Genomic DNA, 12889 nt, shown 5'->3' with positions numbered 1-12889 from the left:
TCTGCTTGATCTGTGTTTTCCGTGCCACACTTTGGACAAAGCATAATAAACCCTTATAAATGACATAATTAGTCGATCAGTTATGGGCTGATCGTAAAAATAACCGCATGTTTAAACGTAGCGTTATAAATCTGGTCCCTATTATCATCCACCGCGAAAGTAACGGAATAGGTGCCCAACGGTAAATCTTGCGTGGTGCTGTCAAAAAATGTAAATGATGGGATATTCATCAAAGCGCCACCATAAACACTGATCGGTGTATCCGATGCGATGAATTGTAATTGATCATTGAGCCAGAAAGTTCCCATTGGCGTCATTGCCTTCACCCAGTAATCTGCCAAATTTCCGTTTCTGACGCCAGGATCAAGCGCAACGCGCAATACCAGATTGTCACCCTGCCTTAATAGCGTTGAGTCCGCTCTATCATTGACAGATATCGCGACATAAGGAATGGATTGAGCGACAGTTAGCTCTTGATTAAAGAACCACAAAATACCAGGATTGAATGAAATCTCACCGGATTGAATGGCAATATGATTCTCATCATTATTGATATGATTGCCAACAATTTTACAGACCGACAAATCTACTTTGTCATCAAGAGCCAAAACGATATGGGCGTTCTCAGTAATCCCTAGGTACTGCAATTCAACGGTATAATCATCGGGTGTTCCCGCTATCATATCAACACCGCTCATACCCAAACGCAGCGTCGCCACATCATCAGCGGCTAGCGCACGCTGCGACTCGCCCGCTTGAATGCCTTGTTGCATGACCACTTCAGTTTTCTCGATATTGAACAGCTTGGAAACATCACGATCACCATTGACAGCGTATCGGTGACCTGCTGGAAGATCGTTGAGATCTCGACTATAGGTTGTTTTATCAATCACCTCCGGTAGCAAAAAAGGATTATTAACCCCTTTGAAGAACCAATGCAAATTGACATCATCACCACGAATATCATCGCTGGAGCCGATAATGCCATCAGCACCGCGATCTAAATCGAATACATTGTTATCGCCCCTGGTAGCAGCCGTATAGTTTTTATCACTGCCGGCGAGACCTGATTCCGACGCCAAATTGGGGTGTGCAAGACCCATGCAATGTCCCAATTCATGCAAAGCAACCGATTCAAAATCAAAATGATCACTCGGCACATTGCTTCCTGTGGTCATGACATTGGCTATCGTAGGTACCAACCGGTTCCAGGTATTGATGGCATTCTGTACCGGTATCTCCATGTCGCCCGCATGCGCAGATGCAGGTGAAATACCCACCGTTACGATCAGTTTTCTTCCCGTCCCATCATAACCTGTTGGATGAGTGATCACATCGACACTGTTAGTCCCGCCGGCAAATTCGAACACCCCTGCTGCGGTTGGCGCAACCAATAGCAATGCCATTAATGTCAGTGAAATTGCATGGATAGGGTAAAGGCGATTAAAGTGCATTGTGTAATGTCATTTAAACCACTCGCCCCGCTGCATAGCCCGATGACCAAGCCCACTGAAAATTAAATCCGCCCAGATGACCGGTGACGTCAACCACTTCCCCGATGAAATACAAGCCCGGTATACGTTTGGATTCCATCGTTTTGGATGATAATTCATGCGTATCCACCCCTCCCAGCGTCACTTCCGCTTTCTTATAACCGACGGTGCCGCTGGGAACGATTTGCCAATTGTGAAGCTTATCGGCAATCTGGCGTAATTCGCCGTCACGATATTGATTCATGGGCTTTGCCGTCATGGCCAGTTGCATCAGCATTACTGTACACCAGGCTTGCACAAAACGTTTAGGCAAATAACGCGTCAGTAGATTGGGTAACATGGTTGTGCTTTGTTTATGCGCTAAGAGCATCTGCCATGCATCCTGCTGTGGCAACAAATTGACATACAGCGATTCACCCGGTCTCCAGTAGGAAGAAATCTGCAAAATCGCCGGGCCACTTAAACCACGGTGGGTAAATAATAGACTTTCACGAAAGACAGCATCTGCGCAACTGACTTCAGCATCGATTGCCACCCCGGAAATATCCTTGAAAGCAGTAAAATCCTCGGCAGCAAATGTTAAACCGACCAACCCCGGGCGCAAAGGCGCCACGCCGATGCCAAATTGGTTGGCAATTTGATAACCCAATGCACTGGCGCCAATTTGTGGAATCGACAAACCACCGGTGGCAATCACTAATGAACTTGCCATGATGGTATTGCGCTCTGTGGTCAGCATGAATTTCCGTCCAGCATGTTGCGATGCATGATCCGCGGATAAATATTCAACCTGCTTCACTTGGGAGGGCATCTGCCAGTCCACGCCGGCAATTTCGCATTCGCGCTGCAGCATCTCAATGACTTGCTGTGAACTGTCATCGCAAAACAATTGCCCTGATTTTTTCTCATGATAGCGAATATCATGCTTCTCAATCAACGCGACAAAATCCTGAGGGGTAAAACGAGCCAACGCGGAACGACAAAAATGCGGATTATTGGAAAGAAAGTTCTCCGCCTTGGCATAACGATTGGTAAAGTTACAACGACCGCCGCCGGAAATGCGTATTTTCTCCGCCAGTTTGTGCGCATGATCCACCAGCAATACATCGCGCCCCCGTTTACCCGCTTCAATCGCACACATCATCCCTGCAGCACCGGCCCCAATGATGGCGACATCTTTCGATATTCTTTTCAAGAATGTTGATCGCGCCGCATACAGTTATTATTGTTTAATAGCAGTGCGTATTCTAGTCGGTTACCATGTCCAAACGATATGATATCATCATGACAATAAACAGAAAAAGCGACAAACCGATACGGATGCTCAAGGACCTGACCATGCGGGTCGATTGGCCTTTATCTTTGTACATGTAATATAGTGCTGAGCCTAAGCTATATAATATGATCAGAAATAATGCGGCTGCAAAGATTTTCAATGTCTTATTCCTACGAGAAGTTGGATTTGCCGAAGTTTAGCCGAGTTTCTCCGATTGTCCAATGACTATTTCATCATAAAATTCTCATAGTGCGCAGAATTGATTTAGCCATTGTTAATACAATACTTTCTAACATTCACTTATCATTGCATCATGCAACATCTCACGCACTTACCACCCGCTATTTTTTTAATGGGCCCCACCGCGAGCGGCAAAAGCCGAGTCGCTTTGGATATCGCGGCGCATTTTCCGGTTGAAATCATCAGCGTTGATTCTGCTCAGGTTTATCGCTATATGAATATCGGAACGGCCAAGCCCGATCAGGCAACGTTATTCCGCACGCCTCACCATCTGATTAATCTTCTTGATCCCAACGAGCAGTATTCGGCAGCGCAATTTCGCAATGATGCACTGAATGTCATGGAGGAAATTACCCAACGCAATAAGATTCCACTATTGGTCGGTGGCACCATGCTTTATTTCCGGGCACTGCAACAGGGATTGTCGGCATTACCGCCAGCGGATCAGGATCTTCGCCGGATGCTGGAAGATACGGCCGAACAACTGGGTTGGCCGGCTATGCATCAGAAACTCGAAGCCTTAGATCAGGAAACCGCAGCGCGCATCAAACCGACGGATAGTCAGCGTATTCAACGTGCTCTGGAAGTGTGTTATCTGACACAACAACCGATGTCGACGCTTCTAAAAACTCCCAGACAAGCGGAATTTCCTTACCGCGCCATAAACATTGCACTCATTCCCAATGAACGCAGTCAGTTGCATCAACGCATCGCCGCGCGCTTTGAATCCATGCTGAATTGCGGATTAATCGATGAAGTACAGTCCATCCGCCAGCAGTTTCCCACGCTCAACATCGAATCGCCGTCGATGCGCTGCGTCGGTTACCGGCAGACCTGTCTTTATCTGGATGACAAAATCAATGCGACTGAATTGCACGACATGGGAATTGCCGCCACCCGTCAATTGGCCAAACGGCAACTGACCTGGCTACGCCACATGAAAACTGATGCCGTACGAGAATTTGATTGCTTGGCGGATGATTTGACCGCGCAGGTACAATGCTCTTTACAAAAAACTATGTTTTGAATCTGACTTGTCTATATCCCATTGGTAGGGTTATGATTCAAAACACCTCACAAAACAAGAACCAGAGCTAACAGATGTAATCAAATGACAGATTATGTTGCAATAATTAGCTTCATTAGAAAAACATTGATAGGGAAGAAATGCCATGCGAATTCGTTATAAATTATTTACTTTAGTCATGCTATTCATGACTGCGCTGATGCTGATCGGCTGCGAAAATTATGCTGAGAGAACACATAAATCCTGGGTTCCGCCACCTTCTGCACCGGTCTATGATGATTCGACTATTTTTGCGCGCATCGCCTCTGCGGTACAGTCGGATCCAGTTTTACAAGGCACCAAAATCGACATCAAGGTTAACGATGGCAATGTCGTCCTGAGCGGCACGGTTAAGAATGATGATCAACTGACCCGCGTCAATATGCATACTTGGATCGTGGACGGTGTGAAGAAAGTGGATAACCAGATCGTTAAAAATTAATTAAACCTCATCACCCCAAATAAAAAATCCCCATTTCGGGGATTTTTTATTTATCGCGCTCACAATCGATCAGATACCACGCAGCAACTCGTTAATGCCTGTTTTTGACCGGGTTTTGGCATCCACTTGTTTGACAATTACCGCGCAATACAAACTGTATTTGCCATTCTCAGCCGGCAAATTACCTGATACGACAACCGAGCCCGGTGGGATACGACCATAGCTGACTTCTCCGGTTTCGCGGTTATAAATTTTTGTGCTTTGACCAATATAAACACCCATCGAAATCACTGAATTCTCACCGACGATGACACCTTCCACAACTTCTGAACGCGCACCGATAAAACAGTTATCCTCAATAATCGTCGGATTCGCCTGTACCGGCTCAAGTACGCCGCCAATCCCTACACCACCGGATAAATGCACATTCTTGCCGATTTGCGCACACGATCCTACCGTCGCCCAAGTATCGACCATCGTGCCCTCATCGACATACGCGCCAATATTGACATAAGACGGCATCAACACTACATTGTTGGCAATAAATGAACCCTTACGTACGGCTGCAGGCGGCACCACGCGGAAACCGCCATCACGAAAATCACGAGAGCTGTAATCAGCGAATTTTGATGGCACTTTATCAAAATAATTGGAAAAACCGCCCTTGATAAAGCTGTTGTCTTCGATCCGAAATGACAGCAATACGGCTTTTTTGATCCATTGGTGCGTCACCCAATCACCATCGATTTTCTCGGCCACACGTAATTTACCACTATCCAACATGGTAAGAACCTGCGCGACGGACTCCTTCAAACTGGCATCAACATTGCGCGGCGTAATGTCTGCACGGCGATCAAAAGCTTCTTCAATGGTGGTTCTCAATTTATTCATATTTTTTCCTAATAATTTAAATTCAGCCCAGCTCAACCCAGATGAGTCATCAGGTTCTTAATTCTGTTCATCGCTTCGATACACTCCTGTGGTGAAGCAACCAGCGCAATCCGCACATAATTCTTCCCCGGGTTGATGCCATGCGCATCGCGTGCCAGATAGCTGCCCGGCAGCACTGTCACATTATAATCTTGATATAACCGTTTGGTGAATTCGGTATCGCTAATGGGTGTTTTAAGCCATAAATAAAAACCCGCATCCGGCATCTGTACCGCTGTCACACCCGACAACAACGCGACCGCATCAGAGAATTTCTGTGCATACAAGCGGCGATTCTGCACCACGTGGGCTGCATCATTCCAGGCCACAGCACTCGCAGCTTGAGCGACGGGATTCATTGCGGAACCATGATACGTACGATATAACAGGAATTTCTTCAGTAGCACGGCATCTCCCGCTGCAAAACCGGAACGCAATCCCGGCACATTGGAGCGTTTTGACAAGCTATTAAATACCACTAAACGCGGAAAACCGGAACGACCCAGTTGCTGCGCGGCATCCAGCGCCCCTAACGGAGGGTTAGCTTCATCAAAATAAATTTCCGAATAACATTCATCCGCAGCCACCACAAAACCATAGCGATCCGACAACGCAAACAACTCCCGCCACTCCTGCAGCGTCATCACGCCACCGGTAGGATTATTCGGCGAGCACACATAAATCAATTGCGTGCGTGACCATACATCATCGCTCAACTGTGAAAAATCCAGCTTAAAGCGATCATCCGGTAAGGTGTTGATAAAATACGGCATGGCTCCTGCCAATAGCGCAGCCCCCTCATAAATCTGATAAAACGGATTGGGACAAACGACAACAGGGTGGTCGACACGGGTATCCACCACCGCCTGCGCAAACGAAAATAACGCTTCACGACTACCGTTGACGGGAATGACTTCCGTTTCCGGATTGATTTCCGGCAAGTTGAAACGCTGTTTTATCCATGCCGCGATACTATTGCGCAACGTAGATGTCCCCAGCGTCGTCGGATACGTGGACAAGCCACCCAGATTATCTATTATCGCCTGGCGAATAAAATCAGGCGTTGCGTGCTTGGGCTCACCAATCTGTAATTCGATCGGATTAAACGCAGTATTGCGCGTCACCCCTTCGAACAATTGGTGCAACTTCTGAAATGGATAAGGCTGCAGTTGATTTAAATTTGGATTCATACCATATTAGATACCGTGTACAGTGCCCGGAAAATTAGATTAGTTGCTGTGTGCGGATTATAAAACGGGCGGAGAAGAATGACCAACTGAAATAATCCTGTTTGTATAAGCATCCTACTTTGCTGAGAAAAGGAGAATTGCCATGGACGACGTCAACAAACTGGGCCTTCCCATTGTACTATTAGCTGCCTTATGGGGAGCTGTCAACACTACCCTGAGTTTCTTTGAGATCATTAATGCTCGGCGTGACATGATGTTTGCGCTGATCGACAGTTGCGGATATTGCGCTGAAAAAACGCTTGGCCCGATAGAAATCTATCTCACCAATCTCCTCCCGCTTACCATCGGAAATATCATCTTTCTTGGTCTGATCTGTTACGTGATTTTATCCATTCCACCTCACATGAAGATTGCAGACGATATGGAAGCCAAGCGTTTGAAGACAGCTTGCAGGGCTATCGCATTACTTCCTGCTTTTGGTGTGTTAGGTTTTGCCGGTGGCGGTATATTTGATATGGTCATGCTCATTCGATCTCTTTAATCATGAAGAATCTCTTGAAAAAAGCGCCTGCGTTTGTATTTCTGTTTGTGATTTTCAGTCTGAGTGGCTGTGCAGTCATGGATAAAAATATTCCGGGCTGGTCACAATATCGTAATCCAGACCACGAAAATAAACTGCAATTGGCGTCCAGCAGCACGGGGAAAGGCGATCCAGTGTTGCTCATCCACGGCTTCGGTGCCAGCAGCTATAGTTGGCGGCATATCATTGAGCCGCTGGCCCGAAAATACCGCGTCATCACCGTTGATCTGAAAGGCTTTGGTGAGTCGCCCAAACCACGCGATGATTTATATTCCGTTTATGAACAGGCCAAGCTAGTAAGAAATTTTATCCTCGAAAACGATCTGCACAACCTCCACATCGTCGGACACTCATACGGCGGCGGAGTGGCCTTGGTCACTTCGATATATTTGTCCACGTCGCATCCGCATCTACAAAAAAGCCTGGTATTGATAGACAGCATCGCCTACCCACAGGATCTTCCGGATTTCATAGAGATATTGGCGACTCCGATACTGGGGCCACTGGTGATCTACGCTACCCCGAACACCCTGCAAGTGAAGAGTCTGCTGAAAAAAGTGTATTTCAATGATGCACTGATTCCGCAAAATGCCATAGACCACTACGCTGGCAACCTGGACAAACCCAATGCAAAATACGCCACACTAACCAGCGCGCGGCAGATGCTGCCGACCGATCTGCAACAGTTTTCGGACAATTATGCCAACCTGACCATTCCCACCTTGATTATATGGAGCAGGAACGATGAAATTATCCCGCTGGCGATTGGTGAGCGTCTGCATAAGAATTTGCCCAACTCAAGATTGGTCGTCCTCAGTGATGTTGGCCATGCGGTTCAAGAAGAAAAACCATCACTCATATTACCGCACTTGCAGCAATTTCTAGATGCAGAAGTGCCTCGTCCTGCACCAAACGGCAAATGATATAATTTTGCTGCAAAAACAAGCAGCATAAAACGTAATCAGTTATGCCAATCTAGGCATAATCAGCTGAAATTCGGGATATGAGGCTGCCGTCTTTATACGGCTTGCAGAGTCCCTCGGCAAAGTCAAAAAAATTATTTACCATCAATTAAAGTTTGTAATAGCTAGCCAAAAAGCGCACTAAAAGGTATTATTCGCCCTTCAGCAAGGAGGTGTGGCCGAGCGGTTTAAGGCAGCAGTCTTGAAAACTGCCGTAGGGGTGACTCTACCGTGAGTTCGAATCTCACCGCCTCCGCCAATTTTGTGTCCGTACAAATCCAGAGAAGTCCAAGAAACTCAACAAACAAGCTGTTTAACAAGAAATTTAACTCCATAGCAATCCGAAATAATCCGCTAGAAGCCAGCAAAAAAATGTGGTAAGTTGTGTAGTAACTATTTTTACCACACCAAAAGTTACCACATTATGGCTTTGAAAGAATTACTGACAGACTTGGCCTGCAAGAATGCAACTGCTGAAAATAGCAAAATACGTAAGCTTCACGATGGCCAAGGACTTTATCTTTGGGTATATGAAGATGGACGCAAGTATTGGCGATTGCGTTACAAAATCCATGACAAAGAAAAATCCCTTTCACTAGGTGTCTATCCTGTCGTGGGATTAAAACAAGCCAGGCAGCTTGCACAAGCTGAACGTGTCAAGCTTGCAAGCAATATTGACCCATCCCATGATCGACAGATCAATAAGCAAAAATCAAAAGAGGCTGCTGCGAATAGTTTTGAAGCTGTCGCCCGTGAATGGTATGGCAATCAAGTTCATGGATGGGTAAAAAGTCACGCCAAGGACGTGGTACGTAGGCTTGAAATGAATGTGTTCCCTTATATTGGCAGGTATCCCATCAGCATCATCGAAGCGCCGCAATTGCTCAACATGATACGCATCATTGAGCAGCGTGGCTCTTATGATCTGGCGCATAGAGTGCTTGGGGTATGCGGTCAGGTATTCCGCTACAGTTTATCAACCGAAGCGCCTGGTCGCTGCACACGTGACCCTTCTGGTGATTTACGTGGCGCTCTCAAATCTCACAAGAAGAAAAATCAGGCAGCCGTCAAACCCGAAGAATTACCAGAATTATTAAGAGCGATATCTACCTATGAAACCATAGGCAGCAGGCAGACGCAGCTTGCTTTGCAGTTAATGACTTTGACGTTCTTACGCACGAATGAACTCATTGGCGCATTATGGGCAGAGTTTGATTTGAACAATGCATTATGGATCGTCCCCAGCGAGCGAATGAAGATGAGGAAGGAACATGCAGTCCCCCTCACCCGCCAAGCAATGAACATACTGACTGAACTAAAAACCCTTGCCGGTGATAGTCGTTACCTGCTGCCCGGTCGCAACCCAAATAAACCAATCAGCAATAACACATTGCTTTTTGCATTGTACCGCCTGGGATATAAAGGCAAGATGACTGGGCACGGATTCCGGGCTGTCGCCTCCACTGCACTGAATGAATCTGGCTTGTTTAGTCCTGATGCTATCGAGCGACAATTAGCACATGGTGAGAAAAATGAAGTACGGGGTGCATATAACCGGGCTGAGTATTTGCCGGAACGGAAAAGAATAATGACATGGTGGAGTGACCATTTGGAAGCATTAGAAAAAGGTGCTGAAGTCATTCCGTTATTCGGTAAATCAGTTTGATTTTTTATGTCCTCATTATTAATTCTATTCCTACCCCCTCATTTTTCAGTAGGGCGAGTAGGGCGGAATCCTTGAAACCACTATCATTGCTTGATTCCAGCCGCCCTACTTTTTCAAAGTCATCACCTAAAGCAGTAGGGCGCGCCCTACTTTTAGCCGTTATTCCGGGATTTTTTGCTTAGTTATTGCCCTACTTTTGAAATATTCCGGGTCGATTCGGAGCGAAAATGCAGCGCGGAATTATCCTGTTGCCGCTCTACCATCGCGGGAAAATAGTTTCTATTATTGCTATTGTTTATGTTGCAAAACATATGAATATTAGATACAAATAATTTCATTTAAACAAAAGTATATATATTGATGTGCAGAAACATGGTATAGTTTTTACATATTTCTATGCATAAACTATAGGATCTAATTATGTTCCGTCATTTGCAATTCAAAAAGATCTGGGAGCTAACAAGCAAATCATATTCTCTACTTGGGCAATGTGAGGCATATGTTGATGCGATTAGTAACACACCAATATTGCCAAAACATCGATCTGAATTACTTCAGGTTGCACTTGTGAAAGGAGCGCAAGCGACTACTGCAATTGAAGGTAATACACTTTCCGAAGAAGAGATTGAGAAAATTTTTGATGGATCTCGATTGCCTCCAAGTAAAGAATATCAAGAACATGAGGTTAAGAACATTATTAATGCCTTTAACGTTCTTTTGAATGAAGTTGTAAGTGACGATAGAAGCGATTTAATAACCCCAGATCTAATTTGTCGATTCCATGAAATGGTAGGTCGTGGCCTAGGAGAAAACTTCGATGCCGAGCCAGGCAGATTTAGGTCTGATAGTCGTGTTGTGGGAGGATATAGAGGCCCAGATTATAGAGATGTACCTGACTTAATAAATCAATACTGCAAGTGGTTGCGTTCTGAGTTTCATTATGAAAATGGACAATCCTTTGGGGACACTGTTATTCAAGCTGTGGTGGCTCATATAAATATGGAATGGATACACCCATTTGGAGACGGGAATGGAAGGACAGGTAGGCTTCTAGAATTCTATATTTTATTAAGAGGAGGCTTACCAGATATAGCATCTCATATTTTATCTAATCATTACAATCAAACGCGCCCTGAATATTATCGACATTTCGATTACGCTAGACATAAGTGTGATCTTACTTCGTTTATTGAATATGCTTTGCTAGGTTTTAGGGACGGATTGAAAGAAACGCTACAAATCATTCATAGAAGTCAGTTTGAGGTTACTTGGAGCAAATATGTTTATGATGCTTTCAAAGAACGAAAAATTACAAATAAAAGAGTATTTAATAGGCAGCGTAATCTTGCGTTACTTATTCCTCATAACAAGGCTTTCACTACAAATGAAATTGTTCTAGCTACCCCAGAGATTGCACGGGATTATGCGAATATTCAACGCCGCACTGTATTGAGCGATTTAAATTTGCTTGTTGATATGGGAATGCTTGTAAAACAAGGTAGCTGCGAATTTAGAGCGAATAAAGAAGTTATTTGGCAATTAGTAGCTGCCAGGAAGGAAAATGGGCGGGGTGCATAAAGCTAAGTAAACGAAAGGGTTATATATTAGGTTTTGTTGGGAATTGAATAATGTTTCCTTGGCTTTCATTAACTTCTAAATTGTGTTGTTTATTAATGTGTTTTAATCGAACCGTTTTAAGCTGTGATACAGAATCTTGTTGGGTAAAAAACCTGCTTGGTAGCCCACATAATCTTTCGCAATCGCTGGCGTTGAGTCCGAATGCGGACAAGACAGCATCTCTAGACAATCCTCCTTCGGACATGAGTAAATTGATAGCGCGTGGTAGCAAGCGTATTGGCTCAAATCCGATTTGATCATCAAGCGGCTCACCTTTGCGCCACCCTCTAGCGCTATAGTTCTTCCATAGCCTTGTTGCATAATCATCATCAATAATATCGAGCTGTTTGCAGCGCATGATCATGGCTGCAACAGAGACTTTCCAACGTGATTTGATTGTAATAAATGTATCAAGGCTTGGGCGCATTACTTCTGCAGCAAACGATTCGGCTGGAAGTAAAAATGCCCCAGCAAATAAATTTGCCTGGCGTTCTAATTCAGGATAGCGCTTATAAAATTCAAGATCATTCACATTCCTATGAAGAATAATGTGCCCAAGTTCATGAGCGGCATCAAAGCGACTCCGGGTACCATTCGCTTTATCAGCGGCTAAAAAAACATAGGGTCGATTGTCCGTAGCAAACCATCGTGATGTGCCATCCATCTTTGTAAATCCGAGTTCCTCGCGAACACAAATTACACCAGCATTTTCTAATACCAAAACAATATCCGATATAGGCCCTAAACCTAGATTCCATTCTTTGCGAGCCTTTAAAGCGGCTCCCTCAACCTCAGCATCAGAAATATTTCGGTGATCAGTATCATCGAGACTCGGAATATTTACCAGTGGCCAGTCAATCCAATGCTGCAAAGTGATGCTTAATTCATTGAGCCATTTAAGCCGAATATCCGAGATTGATTGTGCTTCTTTAGTTACTGAGGCGGTGCTACGAAAAAAACAAACTTGATCACCATAAACAGGTATTTTCTTAAGAAACCAAGAAGCCGGTATTCCTAAACAAGACGCTAAACGCTCAAGTGCTTCTGACTCTGGAATTTGATCGCCTCTTTCCCATTTAGATATTGTTCCAGAAGAACGGCCAACAACTATAGCGAGAGCTGTTTGTGTCAATCCCCGACACATTCTTGCTTGCAATAAACGTTCAGGTTGGAATCCAGTTACACCAGTACGCATCTTATTCCTCAGCTTTACCAAGCTGTTTCTTTAATTTAACCCAAGCCATATCTGGAACTGCAATTTCCTGAGCAGGGTGATATGCAGCCAAAATAGAACTAATTGGTTCAAATAAGTGCCATCCTTTAAGATTGCTATGTCAATCGGCATTGAAAACTTTCCAGGAATCGGCGTCGAAAAGTTTCCACCTGGTATAGTTGGTTAATCGGTTTTTATACACTTCTTACGATGC

Annotated in this window: 12 protein-coding genes and 1 tRNA gene; 7 read left to right on the top strand and 6 right to left on the bottom strand. The window is 44.9% G+C overall.

Annotated features, from left to right (window positions below; translation table 11 throughout):
- Positions 1-80: 80 nt before the first annotated feature.
- The 3 genes from C8R34_RS14275 to C8R34_RS14265 form a co-directional block, all read right to left on the bottom strand.
- A complete protein-coding gene (locus C8R34_RS14275) occupies positions 81-1454 on the bottom strand; it encodes a hypothetical protein (RefSeq protein ID WP_110341718.1) in 1374 nt (457 codons plus the stop codon).
- A 13-nt stretch (positions 1455-1467) separates the two neighbouring features.
- Positions 1468-2679, bottom strand: a complete 1212-nt coding sequence (locus tag C8R34_RS14270) for an NAD(P)/FAD-dependent oxidoreductase (protein ID WP_110341738.1) — start codon at positions 2677-2679, stop codon at positions 1468-1470.
- A 61-nt stretch (positions 2680-2740) separates the two neighbouring features.
- Positions 2741-2929, bottom strand: a complete 189-nt coding sequence (locus tag C8R34_RS14265; protein WP_110341716.1) for a twin transmembrane helix small protein — start codon at positions 2927-2929, stop codon at positions 2741-2743.
- A 153-nt stretch (positions 2930-3082) separates the two neighbouring features.
- Between C8R34_RS14265 and miaA the strand changes: the two genes are divergently transcribed.
- Both miaA and C8R34_RS14255 read left to right on the top strand, forming a co-directional pair.
- Positions 3083-4036, top strand: coding sequence for a tRNA (adenosine(37)-N6)-dimethylallyltransferase MiaA (gene miaA, locus C8R34_RS14260; RefSeq protein ID WP_110341714.1), 954 nt, complete (start codon positions 3083-3085; stop codon positions 4034-4036).
- Positions 4037-4181: 145 nt separating this feature from the next.
- The gene (locus C8R34_RS14255) at positions 4182-4517 is read left to right on the top strand and encodes a BON domain-containing protein (RefSeq protein ID WP_110341712.1); all 336 of its coding nucleotides are present in this window, start codon (positions 4182-4184) and stop codon (positions 4515-4517) included.
- 69 nt (positions 4518-4586) lie between these two features.
- On the opposite strand, the gene dapD is transcribed toward C8R34_RS14255, so the two are convergent.
- Entirely contained in the window at positions 4587-5408 is an 822-nt protein-coding gene (gene dapD, locus C8R34_RS14250; protein ID WP_110341710.1) for a 2,3,4,5-tetrahydropyridine-2,6-dicarboxylate N-succinyltransferase, read from the bottom strand.
- Positions 5409-5440: 32 nt separating this feature from the next.
- Positions 5441-6637 carry a succinyldiaminopimelate transaminase gene (gene dapC / locus C8R34_RS14245; RefSeq protein WP_110341708.1) on the bottom strand — a complete coding sequence of 399 codons (1197 nt, stop codon included), beginning with the start codon at positions 6635-6637 and terminating at the stop codon, positions 5441-5443.
- A gap of 142 nt (positions 6638-6779) precedes the next feature.
- Here dapC and C8R34_RS14240 point away from each other — a divergent pair, with 142 nt between their 5' ends.
- The 5 genes from C8R34_RS14240 to C8R34_RS14220 all read left to right on the top strand — a co-directional run bounded on the left by C8R34_RS14240 (position 6780) and on the right by C8R34_RS14220 (position 11423).
- Positions 6780-7178 carry a hypothetical protein gene (locus C8R34_RS14240; RefSeq protein ID WP_110341706.1) on the top strand — a complete coding sequence of 133 codons (399 nt, stop codon included), beginning with the start codon at positions 6780-6782 and terminating at the stop codon, positions 7176-7178.
- 14 nt (positions 7179-7192) lie between these two features.
- Positions 7193-8140: an alpha/beta fold hydrolase gene (locus C8R34_RS14235; protein ID WP_258364514.1), complete on the top strand. Its 948-nt coding sequence runs from the start codon at positions 7193-7195 to the stop codon at positions 8138-8140.
- Between the two features lie 208 nt (positions 8141-8348).
- A tRNA-Ser gene (locus C8R34_RS14230) sits at positions 8349-8438 on the top strand.
- A 165-nt stretch (positions 8439-8603) separates the two neighbouring features.
- Positions 8604-9845 (top strand): integrase arm-type DNA-binding domain-containing protein, encoded by a 1242-nt coding sequence (locus C8R34_RS14225; RefSeq protein ID WP_110341702.1) that lies wholly within the window; start codon positions 8604-8606, stop codon positions 9843-9845.
- Between the two features lie 420 nt (positions 9846-10265).
- On the top strand, positions 10266-11423 hold the full coding sequence (locus tag C8R34_RS14220) for a Fic family protein (RefSeq protein WP_110341700.1): 1158 nt from the start codon (positions 10266-10268) through the stop codon (positions 11421-11423).
- A 19-nt stretch (positions 11424-11442) separates the two neighbouring features.
- On the opposite strand, the gene C8R34_RS14215 is transcribed toward C8R34_RS14220, so the two are convergent.
- On the bottom strand, positions 11443-12657 hold the full coding sequence (locus C8R34_RS14215; RefSeq protein WP_110341698.1) for an ImmA/IrrE family metallo-endopeptidase: 1215 nt from the start codon (positions 12655-12657) through the stop codon (positions 11443-11445).
- Positions 12658-12889 lie beyond the last annotated feature (232 nt).

This window comes from Nitrosomonas sp. Nm84, from assembly GCF_003201565.1.
GTDB lineage: Bacteria > Pseudomonadota > Gammaproteobacteria > Burkholderiales > Nitrosomonadaceae > Nitrosomonas.
This window is presented reverse-complemented; position numbering and strand designations above follow the sequence as displayed.

Excerpts from the sequence above, each read along its gene's own strand:
- C8R34_RS14255 (WP_110341712.1), top strand. The coding sequence starts at position 4,182 with ATGCGAATTCGTTATAAATTATTTACTTTAGTCATGCTATTCATGACT.
- miaA (WP_110341714.1), top strand. The coding sequence starts at position 3,083 with ATGCAACATCTCACGCACTTACCACCCGCTATTTTTTTAATGGGCCCC.
- dapD (WP_110341710.1), bottom strand. The coding sequence starts at position 5,408 with ATGAATAAATTGAGAACCACCATTGAAGAAGCTTTTGATCGCCGTGCA.
- dapC (WP_110341708.1), bottom strand. The coding sequence starts at position 6,637 with ATGAATCCAAATTTAAATCAACTGCAGCCTTATCCATTTCAGAAGTTG.
- C8R34_RS14225 (WP_110341702.1), top strand. The coding sequence starts at position 8,604 with ATGGCTTTGAAAGAATTACTGACAGACTTGGCCTGCAAGAATGCAACT.
- C8R34_RS14215 (WP_110341698.1), bottom strand. The coding sequence starts at position 12,657 with ATGCGTACTGGTGTAACTGGATTCCAACCTGAACGTTTATTGCAAGCA.
- C8R34_RS14275 (WP_110341718.1), bottom strand. The coding sequence starts at position 1,454 with ATGCACTTTAATCGCCTTTACCCTATCCATGCAATTTCACTGACATTA.
- C8R34_RS14240 (WP_110341706.1), top strand. The coding sequence starts at position 6,780 with ATGGACGACGTCAACAAACTGGGCCTTCCCATTGTACTATTAGCTGCC.
- C8R34_RS14220 (WP_110341700.1), top strand. The coding sequence starts at position 10,266 with ATGTTCCGTCATTTGCAATTCAAAAAGATCTGGGAGCTAACAAGCAAA.